We start from the raw sequence: 16,974 nt of genomic DNA, 5'->3' as shown, positions 1-16,974 counted from the left end.
ACCCGACGAACACCGATCCGCACACAACCGCACACCCGTTGTCGTCCCGCGTGAGCCGTCACGCGTGATTTCAGGAGGAACCAACCAATGTTGTCGTCGACCCTCGCCGCCGTCGAAATTACCGGCAGCCTCAGCGCCATCGGCTACGGCCTCGCCGCCATCGGTCCGGGTATCGGTGTCGGCCTGGTCTTCAGCGCCTACATCCAGTCGACCGCCCGGCAGCCGGAGTCGTCGCGCCTCACCCTGCCGTACGTCTGGATCGGCTTCGCCGTCATCGAGCTGCTGGCCCTGCTGGGCATCGCCTTCGGTTACGCCTTCGGCAACTAGCCGTACTCCTCGAACCGGGAGGTTCCGATGTACGCCATCTTGGCCGCGGAGGGCGGCACCGAGCACAACCCGATCATCCCGCTCTGGCAGGAGATCGTCATTGGCTCGATCGCCTTCGCCATTCTCTGCTTCATGCTGATGAAGTTCGTCTTCCCGCGGATGGAGCAGACCTTCCAGGCTCGGGTCGACGCCATCGAGGGCGGGATCAAGCGCGCCGAGGCCGCCCAGGCCGAGGCCAACCAGCTCCTCGAGCAGTACCGTGCGCAGCTCGCCGAGGCGCGGACCGACGCGGCGAAGATCCGGGACGACGCCCGGGCCGACGCCGAGGGCATCCGGCAGGACGTCCTGGCCAAGGCCCGGGAGGAGTCCGACCGGATCATCGCAGCCGGTAAGGATCAGCTCGCCGCCGAGCGGGCCACCATCGTGCGCGAGCTGCGTACCGAGGTGGGCACGATCGCGGTCGACCTGGCCAGCCGGATCGTCGGTGAGTCGCTGGCCGACGAGGCCCGCCGTAAGGGCACCGTCGAGCGGTTCCTGACCGACCTGGAGGGCGTCGGCGCCGGCAACGGCTCGGCCAACGGCTCCGCCGTACGGACGAGCTGATGCAGGCCGCCAGCCGGGAGTCGTACGCCGCCGCACGGCAGCGTCTCGACGCGTACGCCGGCCAGACGGACGCCGACCGGATCTCCGCCACCGGTGACGAGCTGGGGTCGGTCGCGGGCCTGCTGCGGCGGGAGCCGCGGCTGCGCCGGGCGCTCTCCGACCCGGCGCGATCCGGCGAGGACCGGGCCGCGCTGCTGGATTCGCTCGTCGGCGGCAAGGCCGGCGCGGACGCCAGGGAGCTGCTCGGCGTGCTGGTCTCCGGCCGCTGGTCGGCGCCGTCCGAGCTGCTGGAGGCCACCGAGCGGCTCGGCGTGGAGGCGCTGCTGGCCAGCGCCGACCGGGCCGGCGAGCTGGGTGAGGTCGAGGACGAACTGTTCCGCTTCGGCCAGGTGGTCGCCGCCGACGCGGAGCTGAGCAACACGCTCTCCGACCCGATCGCGCCGGTGGCGCAGCGGGCCGAGCTGACCGGCGCACTGCTGGGCGGCAAGGCCAGGCCGGTGACGGTCAAGCTGGTCGAGGTGGCGCTCGCCGGGTTCGGCGGACGCTCTTTCTCCGGGGCGCTGACCCGGCTGGTCGAACTCGCCGCCGACCGGCGGGACCGTCAGGTGGCCTACGTCACCGTCGCGGCCCCGCTGGGTGAGGAGGAGGAAGACCGGTTGGGGAGCAAGCTGGCCGCGCTATACGGTCGAGAGGTCACCGTCAAGCAGACGGTGGATCCGGCGGTACTGGGCGGCCTGCGGGTCCAGATCGGCTCCGACCTCTACGACGGCACGATCCTGCGCCGCCTCACCGACACCAGAAACGCGCTCGCACGGGGCTGAGCAACACCACGCCCCGGCCAGCGCCGAGAAAGACATCCACGCCGTTCCGGTTAACCGGGCCCTGAATAGAGGAAGAAGAGGATGGCCGAGCTGACCATCTCGTCGGAGGAGATCCGCGGCGCGCTGGAGCGCTACGTCTCCTCCTATTCGCCCGACGTCTCCCGTGAGGAGGTCGGCACCGTCGCCGACGCCGGTGACGGCATCGCCCACGTCGAGGGCCTCCCCTCGACCATGACCAACGAGCTGCTGGAGTTCGAGGACGGCACCCTCGGCCTGGCGCTCAACCTCGACGTCCGGGACATCGGCGTCGTGGTGCTCGGTGACTACCGTGGCATCGAGGAGGGGCAGCGGGTCAAGCGCACCGGCCGGGTCCTCTCGGTGCCGGTCGGCGACGCGTTCCTCGGCCGGGTGGTCAACCCGCTCGGGCAGCCGATCGACGGCCTCGGCGACATCGCCAACGAGGGCTACCGCGAGCTGGAGCTCCAGGCGCCGAACGTGATGGCCCGGCAGAGCGTCAACGAGGCGCTGCAGACCGGCATCAAGGCGATCGACGCGATGACCGCGATCGGCCGGGGCCAGCGGCAGCTGATCATCGGTGACCGGCGGACCGGCAAGACCACCGTCGCGCTGGACACGATCCTCAACCAGCGGGACAACTGGCGTTCCGGCGACCCGGCCAAGCAGGTCCGCTGCATCTACGTGGCGATCGGCCAGAAGGGCTCGACCATCGCCTCGGTGAAGGGCCTGCTGGAGGAGCAGGGCGCGATGGAGTACACCACCATCGTCGCCTCGCCCGCCTCCGACCCGGCCGGCTTCAAGTACATCGCCCCGTACGCCGGCTCGGCCATCGGCCAGCACTGGATGTACGCCGGCAAGCACGTCCTGATCGTCTTCGACGACCTGACCAAGCAGGCCGAGGCGTACCGGGCCGTGTCGCTGCTGCTGCGTCGCCCGCCGGGCCGCGAGGCGTACCCGGGTGACGTCTTCTACCTGCACTCCCGGCTGCTGGAGCGCTGCGCGAAGCTCTCCGACGAGATGGGCGGCGGCTCGATGACCGGCCTGCCGATCATCGAGACCAAGGGCAACGACATCTCGGCGTTCATCCCGACCAACGTGATCTCGATCACCGACGGCCAGATCTTCCTGGAGACCGACCTGTTCAACCAGGGCGTCCGGCCGGCGATCAACGTCGGTACCTCGGTCTCCCGGGTCGGCGGCGCCGCCCAGGTGAAGCCGATGAAGAAGGTGGCCGGCCGGCTCCGGCTGGACCTGGCGCAGTACCGGGAGCTGGAGGCGTTCGCCGCGCTCGCCTCGGACCTGGACAAGGCCTCCCAGGACCAGCTCAGCCGGGGTGCCCGCCTGGTCGAGCTGCTGAAGCAGAGCAACTACTCGCCCTTCCCGGTGCAGGAGCAGGTGGTCTCGGTCTGGATCGGCACCGAGGGCAAGCTGGACGACATCCCGATCGGCGAGGTCCGGCGCTTCGAGTCCGAGTTCCTGGAGTTCCTCCGCCACCAGTACAAGCCGACGATGCAGTCGATCGCGGACAACAACTGGGACGACGACATCATCAACGCGCTGAACGAGGCGGTCGTCCGGTTCAAGCAGATGTTCCTCGGCAAGGAGGACGAGGTGCGGATCAACGAGGCACCCGCCGAGGCGATGGAGGGCGAGCAGGACCGGGAGACCGTGACCCGGTACCGCGACAGCGCGCCCGCCGAGAAGCAGTAGGGCTGACCGGTGGCTGCCCAGGTACGCGTTCTTCGTCAACGGATCCGCTCGGCGAAGTCGATGAAGAAGATCACCAAGGCGATGGAGCTCGTCGCGACGAGCCGGTTGGCCAAGGCCCAGTCCCGGGTCGCGGCCTCGTTGCCGTACGCCCAGGCCATCACCGGCGTGCTCACCGCGCTGGCCTCCAACGCGGCCATCGACCACCCGCTGCTCACCGCCCGGCCGAAGGTGCGCCGGGCCGGGGTGGTCGTGGTCACCAGCGACCGGGGCCTGGCCGGCGGTTACACCTCCAACGCGATCAAGGCGGCGGAGTCGCTGGTCGCCCGGCTCAAGGCCGACGGCAAGGAGCCGGTGCTCTACGTCATCGGCCGTAAGGGCGTCGGCTTCTACCGGTTCCGGCAGCGGAAGGTGGAGGCGAGCTGGACCGGCTTCTCCGAGCAGCCGACCTTCGCCGACGCCAAGCAGGTGGGCGAGACGCTGATCAAGGCGTTCGTCTCCGGCGCGGACGACCTGGAGGGCGGTGACCCGGGGATCGACGGCGTGCTCGGCGTCGACGAGCTGCACATCGTCTACACGCAGTTCAAGTCGCTGATGTCGCAGACCCCGGTGGCCCGGATCCTCGGTCCGATGGAGGTCGAGGACCGGCCGCGCTCCGAGGCGAAGGAACTGCTGCCGGCGTACGAGTTCGAGCCGGAGGCGGACGCGCTGCTCGACGCGCTGCTGCCGAAATACATCAACACGCGGATCTACGCGGCGTTGCTCGAATCGGCGGCCAGCGAGTCGGCCTCGCGTCGTCGGGCGATGAAGAGCGCGACGGACAACGCCGAAGAGATGATCGAGACCTACACGCGTGAGATGAACTCGGCCCGTCAGGCCGGGATCACCCAGGAGATCAGTGAGATCGTCGGCGGCGCGAACGCGCTGGCCGCGTCGGGAAGTGAAGTGTGATGACTGCTCCTTCAGAGACCAAGACCGCGACGGGCCGCGTGGTCCGGGTCATCGGCCCGGTCGTCGACGCCGAGTTCCCGCGCGACGCCATGCCCGAGATCTTCAACGCCATGCACGTCGACGTGACCCTCTCCGGGGGCACCAAGACCCTGACCCTTGAGGTCGCCCAGCACCTGGGTGACAACATGATCCGGGCGATCTCGATGCAGCCGACCGACGGTCTGGTCCGGGGCACCGAGGTCCGGGACACCGGCTCGCCGATCATGGTGCCGGTCGGTGACGCGGTCAAGGGCCGGGTCTTCAACACCATCGGCGAGGTGCTCAACCTCAAGGAGGGTGAGACCTTCGAGGCGGCCGACCGGTGGCAGATCCACCGCAAGGCGCCGGCCTTCGCCGACCTGGAGCCGAAGACCGAGATGCTGGAGACCGGCATCAAGGTCATCGACCTGCTCGCCCCGTACGTCAAGGGTGGCAAGATCGGCCTGTTCGGCGGTGCCGGCGTGGGCAAGACGGTGCTGATCCAGGAGATGATCACCCGGGTCGCCAACAACTTCGGTGGTACCTCGGTATTCGCCGGGGTGGGCGAGCGGACCCGTGAGGGCAACGACCTCATCCACGAGATGACCGAGTCCGGCGTCATCGACAAGACCGCGCTGGTCTACGGCCAGATGGACGAGCCGCCGGGCACCCGGCTGCGGGTGGCGCTCTCCGCGCTGACCATGGCGGAGTACTTCCGGGACGTGAACAAGCAGGAAGTGCTGCTCTTCATCGACAACATCTTCCGGTTCACCCAGGCCGGTTCGGAGGTCTCCACCCTGCTCGGCCGGATGCCGAGCGCGGTGGGTTACCAGCCGACCCTGGCCGACGAGATGGGCGAGCTCCAGGAGCGGATCACCTCGGTCCGGGGCCAGGCGATCACCTCGATGCAGGCGATCTACGTGCCGGCGGACGACTACACCGACCCGGCGCCGGCCACCACCTTCGCCCACCTGGACGCCACCACCAACCTGGAGCGGTCGATCTCCGACAAGGGCATCTACCCGGCGGTGGACCCGCTGGCGTCCTCGTCCCGGATCCTCGCCCCGGAGTTCGTCGGTGCCGAGCACTTCGCGGTCGCCTCCGAGGTGAAGCGGATCCTGCAGCGCTACAAGGACCTGCAGGACATCATCGCCATCCTCGGCATCGAGGAGCTCTCGGAAGAGGACAAGCTCACCGTCGGCCGGGCCCGCCGGATCGAGCGGTTCCTCTCCCAGAACACGTACGCGGCCGAGGTCTTCACCGGCATCAAGGGCTCGTACGTGCCGGTCAAGGACACCGTCGAGGCGTTCCGGAAGATCAGCGAGGGTGAGTTCGACCACTTCCCCGAGCAGGCCTTCTTCATGTGCGGTGGGCTCGACGACCTGGAGCGCAACGCCCGCGAGCTGATGAAGGACTAGTTCGCGACGATCACGGCGACAGCCGCACCGGCAACTGTCGGTGCGGCTGTCGCCGTCTTCACCCGCTGTTCACCCGGGTGCCCGAGTGATTTGTTCGCTCTTGATCTGGTTCCGGTGCTTTGGCGACACAGTTTTGCCGGGTACCGTCGTTGGCGGCCCGCGACCTCCCGGCCGGCCGGCGACGTCTCGCCCTGCCGCCCCGGTGCAGGTCACGGGCGCGACGAACGGAGATGTCTGGTGGGTGAAGGCGGTAGGCGCGTGGGTCGGTCGGGCGGCAGGGCAGCCCACCGGCTGGGCCGGCAGCGCGGCGACTCGTCCGGCTCCCCGGGTGGTGCCGGCACGGCGCCGGAGCCGGAGCCGGAGCAGGATTCCGACGGCGGGCGGCGAAGGCGCAACGGCACCCGGGCACCCCGCTGGGCCCGGCTCTGCACGATGCTCGGTGCCCTGCTGGTGCTGGTCAGCGGCGCCGGACTGGTCGGCTTCGAGGCCGTGCTGGCCCGCTACGAGGGTGCGGTGCAGGAGGCCGACCTCTTCGGTGACGAGGCGGCCGGCACGACGGCGGAGAAGAAGTCCGACATCAAGGGCCCGTTGAACATCCTGCTGGTCGGGATCGACCCACGCACCAAGGAGTGGGCGCCGCTGGCCGACTCGATCATGGTCCTGCACGTGAACGAGACGCTGGACTCGGCGTACCTCTTCTCGCTGCCCCGGGACCTGCTGGTGCGGATACCGGCCTTCGCCAAGGCCGACTACCGGGGCGGTACGGAGAAACTGAACGCCGCGATGGCGCACGGCAGCAAGGTACCCGGCCAGAAGCTGCCGAGCGCCGCCCAGGGCTTCGAACTGCTCTCCAAGACCGTCTCCGAGGTGACCGGAATCCAGCGCTTCGACGCCGGGGCGATCATCAACTTCAACGGCTTCCAGAAGATCGTCGACGCGATGGGCGGCGTCACGATGTACATCGACACGAACGTCAAGTCGGAACACCGCCAGCCGAACGGCAAGATGCGCACGCTGAAGCCGGGCGGCGGTGGCTACACCGGGCCGCAGGCGGAGTACCGGAAGGGCACCGCGCACCTGAAGGGCTGGCAGGCGCTGGACTACGTCCGGCAGCGGTACGGCCTGCCAAACGGTGACTACGACCGGCAGCGGCACCAGCAGCAGTTCGTCCGGGCAATGGCCGACCAGGCGCTGAGCAAGGACGTGGTGACCAACCCGATCAAGCTGGATTCGGTGCTCCGGGCGGCCGGCGAGTCACTGATCTTCAACGGCCGTGGCCACGACCTGGTGGAGTTCGCCTTCGCGCTGCGCGGGCTCCGGTCCGACTCGATCCAGATGATCAGGTTGCCGGGCGGCGGGGTCACCGAGGGTGGCTCCTACCGGGGCGAGAGGTTCCAGTCGATCGCCGACGACTTCTTCGCCTCGATCAGGGCCGGCACCGTCGACAGTTTCGTCATCAACAACCCCGAACTCCTGAACAAGGCCAGGTAGCCGCCGCGCACCGCCACCGCCCGGGGAGCCGTCCGTCGTTCGGCGGCGGTCGATGGGGTACCGGCGGAGCAGGCGCCAGGATCCACGGTTAGTCTCTGCAACATTCCGGCCCCGTCCGCCCGTCTCTATTGACGGGCGCAGAATTCGCGAGGCGCGCGACGGATGGAGACGCAGTGAGCGAGGGTGGCAAGGGCGCTGGCCGGTCCACCGGGCGGACGGCTCGGCCGGGACGCGGTCGGGACGACGGTGTCGGGCTGGTCGACGACGGCCCGATCGGCGACCTGTCCAGCGGCAGGCGGCCGATCCGGGAGGGCCGGCGCAAGAAGTCAGCCGTACCGACCTGGGCCCGGCTCTGCACGATCCTCGGTGCCGTACTCGTGGTGCTCAGCGGCGGCGTGCTGGTCGGCCTGGAAGCCGTGCTGGCCCGGTTCGAGGGTGCGGTCACCGAGGAGGACCTCTTCGGCGACCAGGCCGCCGGGGCGCCGACGGCGGAGAAGAAGTCGGACATCAAGGGCCCGTTGAACATCCTGCTGGTCGGCATCGACCCGCGGAAGCCGGAGACCCCGCCGTTGGCCGACTCGATCATGGTGCTGCACGTGACCGAGGCGCTTGACTCGGCGTACCTCTTCTCGCTGCCCCGGGACCTGCTCGTCGACATCCCCAGGTTCGACAAGGCCGACTTCCCGGGCGACCGGACGAAGCTGAACGCCGCGATGTCGTACGGCAGCAAGGTGCCCGGCAAGAAGCTGCCGAGCGCGATCCAGGGCTTCGAACTGCTCTCCCTTACGGTCTCCAAGGTGACCGGGATCAAGCGGTTCGACGCGGGCGCGATCATCAACTTCGGCGGCTTCCAGAAGATCGTCGACGCGATGGGCGGCGTCACGATGTACATCGACCAGAACGTCAAGTCGGAGCACCGCCGTCCCGACGGTACGCACCGGACGCTGAAGCCCGGCGGTAACGGCTACCTCGGCCCGCAGGCGCAGTACAAGAAGGGCACCCGGCACCTGGAGGGTTGGCAGGCGCTGGACTACGTCCGGCAGCGGTACCCGGAGAACGGGGTGACCGACGGCGACTACGGCCGGCAGCGGCACCAGCAGCAGTTCGTCCGGGCAATGGCCGACCAGGCGCTGAGCAAGGACGTGGTGACCAAGCCGCTCAAGCTGGACAAGGTGATCCAGGCGGCCGGCAAGTCGCTGATCTTCAATGGTCGCGGGCACAAGCTGATCGACTTCGGCTTCGCGCTGCGCAACCTGCGGTCGGACACGATTCAGATGATCAAGCTGCCGGGCGGCGGTGTCGGTACCGGTCGCAACTACCAGGGCGAGAAGTTCCAGCCGATCGCGAGCGAGTTCTTCGCCTCGATCAGGGAGGGCACGGTGGACAGCTTCGTGATCAACAACCCGGAGTTGTTGAACAAGCTCAAGTGAGCGGTCCCGGACCTGGCGGGGTCCGGTGGGCGACGCGGCGGTGACGTCGACCATCCGGGCCCGGTCGGTGGCCCGCCGGGCCCGGTCGGTGGCCCGCCGGGCCCGGATGGTGGCGGGCCGGGCCCGGATGGTGGGAGGTTGACTGACCTGATCGCCAGGCCGGCGACGAAACCGCTGCTACGGGCGATTCGGGCTCCCCGGCAGGATCCTCGACCAGCTGGCGCCGGGCGGGTACCTCGAAGAGGTGGAGTCGGGGTCGCGACCCGTCGGAGCCACCCGGCTGGGGGCGGCGGCGGAAGCCGGACTAGACTTTCCACAATCCCGCCGCCGCAGCAAGGAGACAGCGTGGCACAGCTTCAGGTCGAACTCGTCGCCGTCGAGGAAAAGATCTGGACGGGCGAGGCCGAGATGGTCGTCGCACGGACGACCGAGGGCGAACTCGGAGTGCTGCCGGGACACGCGCCGCTGCTCGGGCAGCTCGCCGAGCCCGGCCAGGTACGCATCAAGCTGGCCGGCGGCGAGCAGTTGACCTACGAGGTGAACGGCGGCTTCCTCTCGGTCACCGGATCCGGCGTGACGGTCCTGGCCGAGAGCGCCAGCCCGGTGGCCGAGTCCACGAGCCGCTGATCCGACACGTCGATGCTGGTCTTGCGTTGGATCGGAATCGGCGTCCTGGTGCTGCTCCTCGCGGTAGCGGCACTCTTCGTCCGGCGTGCCCTGATGGCCCGGTCCGGTGGCATCATCCGGCTCAGTGTGCGGGTCTCGACGATCCTCGACGGTCGCGGCTGGTCCCCGGGCTTCGCCCGGTTCGCCGAGACCGAACTCCGCTGGTACCGGATGTTCAGCTTCGCGCTCCGGCCGAAGCGGGTGCTCTCCCGGCGCGGCCTCGCGGTGGAGCGTCGGCGGTTGCCCGAGGGGCAGGAGCGGCTCATCATGCCCGCCGACTGGGTGATCCTGCGATGTGTCAGTCACCAGGCACCCGTGGAGATCGCGATGGCGAAGTCCACGGTCACCGGCTTTCTCTCCTGGCTTGAGTCCGCCCCTCCGGGGGCGGTTTCTCATTTGGTCCTACGCGACTGAGCGCCACCCGCAGACAGCGCCGTCCTGGCGGCGCTGTCGGGAATGACGCCGTCACGGTCAATGCTGTCCCGGGCGACGCCGTCACAGGCAACGCTGTCACAGGCAACGCAGCGACGCCGTCACGGGCAACGCCGTCAGGGGCGACGTCGTCAGGGGCGGCTCGGTTCCGGCCCGCGTGAGACCTGGCGGGTTCCGGGGCGGGCCGGCCCGGGGTGCCGGCCCGGTCCGCCGCGCTCCTCGACGGCCGGCTGCCGGATCGGCCGCCGGCAGTGGTAGACCACCGCGGGTGGCAGGTTGGCCCAGACCGTCCCGCCGACCACGACCTCCTCGAAGAGTTCCCGCAGGTTGCGGTGCAGCCGCCGGGCCGGCGGCGACCAGCGGGCGTGCTGGTAGGCGAAGGTGGTGAAGACCCCGCCGTCGGCGAGTGCCGTGACGACGGCGGTGAGGATCTCCCGCTGCCGCTGGGCGGTGAAGACGGCCCAGGGCAGGCCGCTGACGATCACCTCGGCCGGTGGCAGGTTCCGCTCGGAGAGCAGCCCGGCCAGTGCCCCGGCATCGGCCTGGAGCACGTCGACCGCCGGATGCTCCCGGGCCAGCCGGTCCGCGAACGTGGCGTTGACCTCCACCGCGAGATGCCGGCCCTGGCCGGCGAGCCGCCGCTGGATCACCCGGGTGAAGGCCCCGGTCCCAGGGCCGAGCTCGACCACCAACGGTTGCCCGCTGCGGGGGATCGTCGCGGTGATCCGCTCGGCGAGCGGCGTTCCGCTGGGCGCGATGGCGCCGACCGCCCGGGGGTCGCGGGCCAATTGGGCCAAAAACGAGATCATCTCGGTGGGCACGGACCGAAGCTAGGCGAGCCGATCAATCTCCGATGTCGTCCGGCCGGTCGGTGTACCGGCCATTCGGAGGAGGCGCCGTGGCCGGTGGCAGGAGTCGCAGCCGGAGTCGCGGCTCCGTATCGTTGCCGGCGTGCGGGTACGGCGAAGATGGTGGCCAGATGCGCTCATGGGCCTGGTCGGAGGCGCCTTCGGGCTGGCCAAGGGCTGGCCCCTGGTGCAGAGCAGGCCGCTGCCACTGCTGGTGACGGTGGCCGCCGGGCTGATCCTGGTGGCGGCCCGCCGGTGGCCCTGGCCGGTGCTGCTGATCGAGTGCGTGCTGCTCAGCCTCGCCAACTGGATCGCGCCGCTGGGCGGCGACGTCGCACAGTTCGGCGCCCTGATCGCGCTCGGGATCATCGCGTACGCCGCGAACTGGCCGGCCGCCGCCGTGGCGCTGGGACTGTCGTACGCGGCGTCGCTGGTGCACCTGATCGGCCCCGACAGCGAGGGGCTGCTCCCCGGGCAGCAGGGCTTCGTCCAACTCGCCGGCTTCTTCGGCATCTCCGTCGCCCCGGTCGCCCTGGCCCGCTATCTCGGCCGGGTACGCCGGGTGGCCCAGTCGGCCGAGGAGCGCGCCCGGGAGGTCGAGGCGCAGCAGGAGGTGCAGACCCGGGCGGCGCGACTGGCCGAGCGGGCCGCCATCGCCCGGGACCTGCACGACATCGTGGCGCACCACGTGGGTGCGATCGCGTTGCAGGCCGGGGCGGCGCAGTACGCGGCCCGGCGTACCGGCCGGGTGGACGACGCGGTGCAGGCGCTGGGGGAGTTGCGGGTCACCGCCGGCCAGGTGCTCGACGAGCTGCGGGCGCTGCTGGAGGTGCTGCGTGACCCGGACGCGATCGTGGCGGGCGGACCGCCGATCGAACCCGAGCAGTTGATCATGGACGCGGAGCAGCGGGTTCGGGCAGCCGGAGTGGTGGTGGAGATGACCCTGGCCAGCGATGTCGGCGAGGCGCCGCTCGTGGTGCGTACCACCGCCGCCCGGGTGGTGCAGGAGGGGCTGACGAACACCCTCAAGCACGCCGGGCCGGGCGCGACCGCCTCGGTCGACATCCGACCGGACGGCACCGGCCTGCTGGTCGAGGTGCTCGACACCGGCCCGGAGCAGCCCCGGCCGTCGCTGCTGCCGCCCTCCGGGCACGGGCTGGCCGGCATGCGGGAACGGGTCCGGCTGCTCGGCGGCACACTGCTCGCCGGCCCCACCGGCAGCGGCGGCTGGCGGCTCGCCGCGCACCTGCCGATCCGGGAGAAGAAGGCGGCGCTCTGCGCCAAGCCGGCGACCCGGATCGTCGACGCGGAGCCGACCTGGCGGTCCCGGTGACCGTACGAGTCCTCGTCGTCGACGACCAGGCCCTGGTCCGGGCCGGCGTGACCCTGCTGCTGCGTACGGCCGGCGGGTTCGACATCGTCGGCGAGGCCGGCGACGGGCGGGAGGCGGTCCGGCTGGCCGAGCGGCTCCGCCCGGACGTGGTGCTGATGGACCTGCGGATGCCCCGGATGGACGGCATCGAGGCCACCCGGCGGATCCTCGACCAGCATCCGGCGACCCGGGTGCTGGTGCTGACCACCTTCGCCGACGACGCCAACATCTACGGGGCGCTCGGCGCCGGGGCGATCGGCTACCTGGTCAAGGACGGCGCCCCGGAGGACCTGGTGGACGCGGTCGGCCGGGCCGCCCGGGGCGAGCCGCTGCTCGCGCCGGCGGTACTGGCCCGGATCGTGCAACGGGCATTGCAGGCGCACACCGAGGACACCGAACGCGACTCGGACACCGTACGGCCGTCGGGGCGCCGGTTGCTCAGCGGCCGGGAGCGCGAGGTGCTGGCCCTGGTCGGCGCCGGGCTCTCCAACGCCGAGATCGCCTCCCGGATGCACCTGGGGGTCACCACCGTCAAGACGCACGTCTCGGCGGCGATGGAGAAGCTCGGGCTGCGCAACCGGGTCCAGGCCGCGGTGGTGGCGCACCGGCTCGGTCTGGTCGACGACGACTTCCGGCCGCTCGGCCTGGACGGTCCGGGCCGGGACGGCGAGAACCCGGGCACCGCCGGTACCGTCCCGACGGGCCCTCGGTGATCCCGACGGGGTCCGCCCCTAGGGGCCGGCGGTCGCGGACCGGCCAGTCGACGGAGCCGGTACGGCCCACGGCACGACGCCGACCGGTGGACGTACCGGGCACGGTGTAGTGGTGGATCCCGCTGTCGGACTAGTCGACCGGCTGACCGGCCTGGTCGGTCCGGTCGCCGGGCTGGTGCTGGTGGCCGCCGTCGTGGTGGTGACCGGAAGCTGGCTGCACCGCCGGCTCCGCGCCGACCGGCCCGAGGGTGGCCGGGAGCCACGGCAGGAGGCGTCGGGGGCGGCGCCGGCGGTGTGGCTCCTGCCCCGGCGGATCCGGTCGGCCCGGTTCTCCCCGCTGCGGCAGCCGCCCCGGCCGCCCGGTCCGGCGGGCCGGCGGCGTGCCCCGGGCGGGCGGGAGGCGTCCGGCCGGTCAGACGCCCGGGACGGGGACTGACGAGGCGCAGAGTTCCACCTCGTAACCTGACCCGTCGGTCAGGTAGCCAGCGTAGGTCTGCGGGCCACCGGCGTACGGGTGGCGGTCGGCGAAGAGCAGCGACCAGCCGTACCCGGGGGCCAGTGCGACCAGCCGGTCCACCGCGGCGGGCGGGCCGGCGTGGAAGGCCAGGTGGTTGAGGCCCGGCGCGAGCCGGTCGTGCCGCCGGGAGGAGAGCGCGGGGGACTCCTCCAGCACCAGGTAGGTGGGGCCGTGCCGCCAGGAGCGGCCGGCCGGCCAACTCTGGTACGGCGTCCAGCCCAGCTCGCCGAGCAGCCACCCCCAGCTCGTGGTGGCCCGGCCGAGGTCAGGTACCCAGATCTCCACGTGGTGCAGGCCGCCAGGCGGGACGGTCGGCTGGTCGGGGGTCACCCCGTTCGAAACGGGACCGGTCGGGTCAGCGCTGGCCACCCGGCACCCATAGCACGTCTCCGGCCGGATTTGCGGTTCTTGCCAGGATGAAGAGCAGATCCGAGAGACGGTTGAGATACTTTGCCGGAAGAGGGCTGGTTCGATCTGGTTCCGCGCTGACCAGGGCCCACGCCGAGCGCTCGGCCCGCCGGGCGGTCGTGCGTGCCACGTGCAGCAGGGCCGCTCCCGGAGTACCGCCGGGCAGGACGAAGGAGTCGAGTTTGGCCAGTCGGGCGTTGTACCTGTCGCACCACTCCTCCAGACGCGTCACGTACTCCTCGGTGACCCGTAGCGGCGGGTACGCCGGATCCGGCTCGATCGGGGTGGCGAGGTCGGCGCCGACGTCGAAGAGGTCGTTCTGGATCGTGCCGAGTACGGCGCGGACGTCCTCGTCGAGCTGGCCGAGGGCGAGCGCCACCCCGATCGAGGCGTTGCACTCGTCGACATCGGCGTACGCGCCGATCCGTGGTCCGGTCTTGGCGACCTCTTCGTTGTTGCTGAGCCTGGTCGTGCCGGCGTCGCCGGTCCTGGTGTAGATGCGGGTGAGGTGGACGGCCATGACGAACAGCGTACGGACGTCGACGGCGGGCGCGGTCGCCCGGCCGGACGGCACCGGGCCGGGTGGCGCGGACGACTCTACGATTTGCGACGTGGACGTGATCAGAGTCAGTGGCGGCGCCCGGCTTGCGGGCCAGGTGCACGTCGTGGGTGCCAAGAATTCCGCGTTGAAACTGATGGCGGCGGCGCTGCTCGCACCGGGACGGAGTGTGATCACGAACGTACCCCGGATCACCGATATCGCGATCATGGCCGAGGTGCTGCGCCGGCTGGGCTGCGCGGTCTCGTTCGCCGATGACGAGGGTGCCGACGGCGGGAACGGCGGTCCTCCCCGGTCCTGTTCGGTGACGATCGACGTGCCGACGGATCCGGGTACCGAGGCCGACTACGACCTGGTACGCCGGCTGCGCGCCTCGATCTGCGTGCTCGGCCCACTGCTGGCCCGGCGCGGGTACGTCCGGGTGGCGCACCCCGGCGGCGACGCCATCGGCTCACGCGGGCTGGACATGCACGTGGCCGGGCTGGCCCGGATGGGTGCGGAGATCTCCGGCGAGCACGGTTTCGTGATCGCCTCGGCGCCCCGGGGGTTGCACGGCGCGACGATCTGGCTCGACTTCCCCAGCGTCGGCGCCACCGAGAACCTGGTGATGGCGGCGGTACTGGCCAGGGGGGTCACCGAGATCGACAACGCCGCCCGGGAGCCGGAGATCGTCGACATCTGCACGATGCTCACCGACATGGGTGCCAGGATCGACGGCGCCGGCACCTCCATGCTGCGCATCGAGGGGGTCCCCGAGCTGCGTCCGGTCCAGCACGCCACGGTCGGCGACCGGATCGTCGCCGGCACCTGGGCGTTCGCGGCGGCGATGACCCGGGGCGACGTCACGGTGACCGGGGCGGACCCGGCCTACCTGGAGATCGCACTGGACAAGCTGGTCTCTGCCGGCTGTCTGGTGGAGACCCGGCCGGACGCCTTCCGGGTGCAGTTGGACCGGCGGCCCTCGGCGGTGGACGTGGTGACCCTGCCGTTCCCGGGCTTCGCCACCGACCTGTTACCGATGGCGATCGGGCTGGCCTCGGTGAGCGAGGGGGCGTCGCTGGTCACCGAGAACATCTTCGACGGCCGGTTCATGTTCGTCAACGAGATGGCCCGGCTGGGCGCGGACATCAAGACCGACGGGCACCATGCGGTGGTCCGGGGCCGGGAGCGGCTCTCCAGTGCCCCGGTGCGGGCCACCGACATCCGGGCCGGCGCGGGTCTGGTGATCGCCGGGCTCTGCGCCGACGGGGTGACCGAGGTCTCGCACGTGCACCACGTCGACCGGGGCTACCCGGACTTCATCGCCGATCTGCGGAGCCTGGGGGTGGAGGTGGAGCGGGCGACAGCTCCCGAGGAGCCGGCGTTCACGATATGACGGGGCGGCCGGCCCGCCGGTCAGGAGGCGGACCCGGGCTCCGGGGTCGAGTGTTCCGCGCACCGGCCGGTCGTGGCGAACCGGCGCAGCGCGTTGGCGAGATGCCCGAGGTCGAGCCCGTCGAGGTGGTCGACGATGTGCCGCCGGACGCTGGCCAGGTGGGTCGGGTAGGCCGCTTCGAGCCGGGTCAGCCCGGCGTCGGTGAGCACGGCGTTCCAGCCCCGGGCGTCCTCGGAGCAGCGGACCCGCTCGACGAAGCCCTGCTGTTCCAGCCGGGTGACGATCCGGGTCATCCCGCTGAGCGAGAGGTCGCAGGCGGTGGCGAGTTCGTTCATCCGCATCCGGCGGTCGGGCGCCTCGGAGAGGTGCATCAGGGCGCTGTATTCGTTGAACGACAGGTGCTGCTCGCGGGTCAGGTCGGCGTCCAGCGCCCGTGGCACGACGATGCTCGCCCGGGCCAGTGCCCGGACGACGGCCTCCTCCTCGCTACTCAACGGAGGCAACGCGGCTGTCATGGAGAACACAGTAGCATGGCATTTGCTTGACAAAGCAAGTATCAGGGCATTTCCTTGACGCGGCAAGCACACGGGGTGCTGCCACCTTCGGAGGGGAACAGACCAGCAATGACCAGAATCGGCATCATCCTCGGCAGCACCCGGCCTGGCCGCAACGGCGAGGCCGTCGCCCGCTGGGTGTACGACATCGCCAGCCAGCGCAGCGACGCCGAGTACGAGCTGGTCGACCTGCTCGACTTCAAGCTGCCGCACCTCGACGAGGCGGTCCCGCCGAGCATGGGCCAGTACGCCAACCCGCACACCCTGGAGTGGGCTGCCAAGATCGCCTCGTTCGACGGGTTCGTCATCGTGACCCCGGAGTACAACCACTCCACCTCGGGCGCGCTGAAGAACGCGATCGACTTCCTCTTCGCCGAGTGGAACAACAAGGCGGTCGGGTTCGTCAGCTACGGCTCGGTCGGCGGTGCCCGGGCGGTCGAGCACCTGCGCCTGATCTCCGGCGAGCTGATGATGGCCGACGTACGGGCCCAGGTGACGCTCTCGCTGCACGCCGACTTCGAGAACTACAGCGTCTTCAAGCCCGGACCGCACCAGGCCGACGCCCTCGGTGCCGTACTGGACCAGACCGTCGCCTGGAGCACCGCGCTCGCGCCGCTGCGCGCCAGCTGACCCGTCGCGACCCGGGGCGAGGCCCGTTACCGACCGGGAGGCCTGTTACCGACCGGTAGTGGTGCCGGAGGCGACCGTTAAGGTGCTCTGCGGAGGACACAATCCAGCCGAAGGAG

Annotated in this window: 19 protein-coding genes; 15 read left to right on the top strand and 4 right to left on the bottom strand. The window is 70.6% G+C overall.

The annotated features are described in order from the left end of the window. Positions 1-87 precede the first annotated feature (87 nt). The 10 genes from CLT71_RS16330 (at position 88) to CLT71_RS16285 (ending at position 9,864) form a co-directional block, all read left to right on the top strand. Complete coding sequence (locus CLT71_RS16330; RefSeq protein WP_101367869.1) at positions 88-327, top strand: ATP synthase subunit c family protein; 240 nt, start codon at positions 88-90, stop codon at positions 325-327. Positions 328-354: 27 nt separating this feature from the next. After that, positions 355-930 (top strand): F0F1 ATP synthase subunit B, encoded by a 576-nt coding sequence (locus CLT71_RS16325; protein ID WP_101367868.1) that lies wholly within the window; start codon positions 355-357, stop codon positions 928-930. After that, complete coding sequence (locus tag CLT71_RS16320) at positions 930-1,751, top strand: F0F1 ATP synthase subunit delta (RefSeq protein WP_101367867.1); 822 nt, start codon at positions 930-932, stop codon at positions 1,749-1,751. Before CLT71_RS16325 ends, CLT71_RS16320 begins: the two co-directional genes overlap by 1 nt. An 81-nt stretch (positions 1,752-1,832) precedes the next feature. Beyond that, complete coding sequence (atpA, locus tag CLT71_RS16315; protein ID WP_101367866.1) at positions 1,833-3,479, top strand: F0F1 ATP synthase subunit alpha; 1,647 nt, start codon at positions 1,833-1,835, stop codon at positions 3,477-3,479. 9 nt (positions 3,480-3,488) lie between these two features. Next, positions 3,489-4,427: a F0F1 ATP synthase subunit gamma gene (locus tag CLT71_RS16310; RefSeq protein ID WP_101367865.1), complete on the top strand. Its 939-nt coding sequence runs from the start codon at positions 3,489-3,491 to the stop codon at positions 4,425-4,427. Then, positions 4,427-5,863: a F0F1 ATP synthase subunit beta gene (atpD, locus tag CLT71_RS16305; RefSeq protein WP_101367864.1), complete on the top strand. Its 1,437-nt coding sequence runs from the start codon at positions 4,427-4,429 to the stop codon at positions 5,861-5,863. The genes CLT71_RS16310 and atpD overlap by 1 nt, the downstream gene beginning before the upstream one ends. Before the next feature lie 258 nt (positions 5,864-6,121). Continuing rightward, positions 6,122-7,354, top strand: a complete 1,233-nt coding sequence (locus CLT71_RS16300) for an LCP family protein (protein ID WP_486483293.1) — start codon at positions 6,122-6,124, stop codon at positions 7,352-7,354. Between the two features lie 281 nt (positions 7,355-7,635). Continuing rightward, positions 7,636-8,784 carry an LCP family glycopolymer transferase gene (locus CLT71_RS16295; RefSeq protein ID WP_101371502.1) on the top strand — a complete coding sequence of 383 codons (1,149 nt, stop codon included), beginning with the start codon at positions 7,636-7,638 and terminating at the stop codon, positions 8,782-8,784. A 345-nt stretch (positions 8,785-9,129) separates the two neighbouring features. Continuing rightward, positions 9,130-9,411 (top strand): F0F1 ATP synthase subunit epsilon, encoded by a 282-nt coding sequence (locus CLT71_RS16290; protein WP_101367863.1) that lies wholly within the window; start codon positions 9,130-9,132, stop codon positions 9,409-9,411. Between the two features lie 12 nt (positions 9,412-9,423). Further along, positions 9,424-9,864 (top strand): DUF2550 domain-containing protein, encoded by a 441-nt coding sequence (locus tag CLT71_RS16285; protein ID WP_101367862.1) that lies wholly within the window; start codon positions 9,424-9,426, stop codon positions 9,862-9,864. Positions 9,865-10,013: 149 nt separating this feature from the next. Here the strand turns inward: CLT71_RS16285 and CLT71_RS16280 are convergent, their stop codons facing one another. Continuing rightward, a complete protein-coding gene (locus tag CLT71_RS16280; RefSeq protein ID WP_199187615.1) occupies positions 10,014-10,703 on the bottom strand; it encodes a class I SAM-dependent methyltransferase in 690 nt (229 codons plus the stop codon). A gap of 166 nt (positions 10,704-10,869) precedes the next feature. Here CLT71_RS16280 and CLT71_RS16275 point away from each other — a divergent pair, with 166 nt between their 5' ends. The 3 genes from CLT71_RS16275 (at position 10,870) to CLT71_RS16265 (ending at position 13,251) form a co-directional block, all read left to right on the top strand. Beyond that, positions 10,870-12,063: a histidine kinase gene (locus CLT71_RS16275; RefSeq protein ID WP_101367861.1), complete on the top strand. Its 1,194-nt coding sequence runs from the start codon at positions 10,870-10,872 to the stop codon at positions 12,061-12,063. Continuing rightward, positions 12,060-12,815 carry a response regulator transcription factor gene (locus tag CLT71_RS16270; RefSeq protein WP_101367860.1) on the top strand — a complete coding sequence of 252 codons (756 nt, stop codon included), beginning with the start codon at positions 12,060-12,062 and terminating at the stop codon, positions 12,813-12,815. The genes CLT71_RS16275 and CLT71_RS16270 overlap by 4 nt, the downstream gene beginning before the upstream one ends. A 112-nt stretch (positions 12,816-12,927) precedes the next feature. Then, a complete protein-coding gene (locus CLT71_RS16265; protein ID WP_143743490.1) occupies positions 12,928-13,251 on the top strand; it encodes a hypothetical protein in 324 nt (107 codons plus the stop codon). Here the strand turns inward: CLT71_RS16265 and CLT71_RS16260 are convergent. Further along, positions 13,228-13,662 carry a VOC family protein gene (locus CLT71_RS16260; protein WP_101371501.1) on the bottom strand — a complete coding sequence of 145 codons (435 nt, stop codon included), beginning with the start codon at positions 13,660-13,662 and terminating at the stop codon, positions 13,228-13,230. The two genes, CLT71_RS16265 and CLT71_RS16260, sit on opposite strands and share 24 nt — an antisense overlap. 25 nt (positions 13,663-13,687) lie before the next feature. Further along, positions 13,688-14,260 (bottom strand): cob(I)yrinic acid a,c-diamide adenosyltransferase, encoded by a 573-nt coding sequence (locus CLT71_RS16255; protein WP_101371500.1) that lies wholly within the window; start codon positions 14,258-14,260, stop codon positions 13,688-13,690. Here CLT71_RS16255 and murA point away from each other — a divergent pair. Beyond that, on the top strand, positions 14,259-15,674 hold the full coding sequence (gene murA, locus CLT71_RS16250; RefSeq protein ID WP_101367858.1) for a UDP-N-acetylglucosamine 1-carboxyvinyltransferase: 1,416 nt from the start codon (positions 14,259-14,261) through the stop codon (positions 15,672-15,674). The genes CLT71_RS16255 and murA overlap by 2 nt on opposite strands. A gap of 20 nt (positions 15,675-15,694) precedes the next feature. Here murA and CLT71_RS16245 read toward each other — a convergent pair whose 3' ends face one another. Further along, the gene (locus tag CLT71_RS16245) at positions 15,695-16,189 is read right to left on the bottom strand and encodes a MarR family transcriptional regulator (protein WP_101367857.1); all 495 of its coding nucleotides are present in this window, start codon (positions 16,187-16,189) and stop codon (positions 15,695-15,697) included. Between the two features lie 108 nt (positions 16,190-16,297). Between CLT71_RS16245 and CLT71_RS16240 the strand changes: the two genes are divergently transcribed. Next, complete coding sequence (locus tag CLT71_RS16240) at positions 16,298-16,858, top strand: NAD(P)H-dependent oxidoreductase (protein ID WP_101367856.1); 561 nt, start codon at positions 16,298-16,300, stop codon at positions 16,856-16,858. The last annotated feature ends 116 nt before the right edge of the window (positions 16,859-16,974 follow it).

The sequence above is a fragment of the Plantactinospora sp. CNZ320 genome (genome assembly GCF_002846275.1).
Note: the sequence above shows the minus strand (reverse complement) of the source record. Positions and strands in the feature narration are given on the sequence as shown.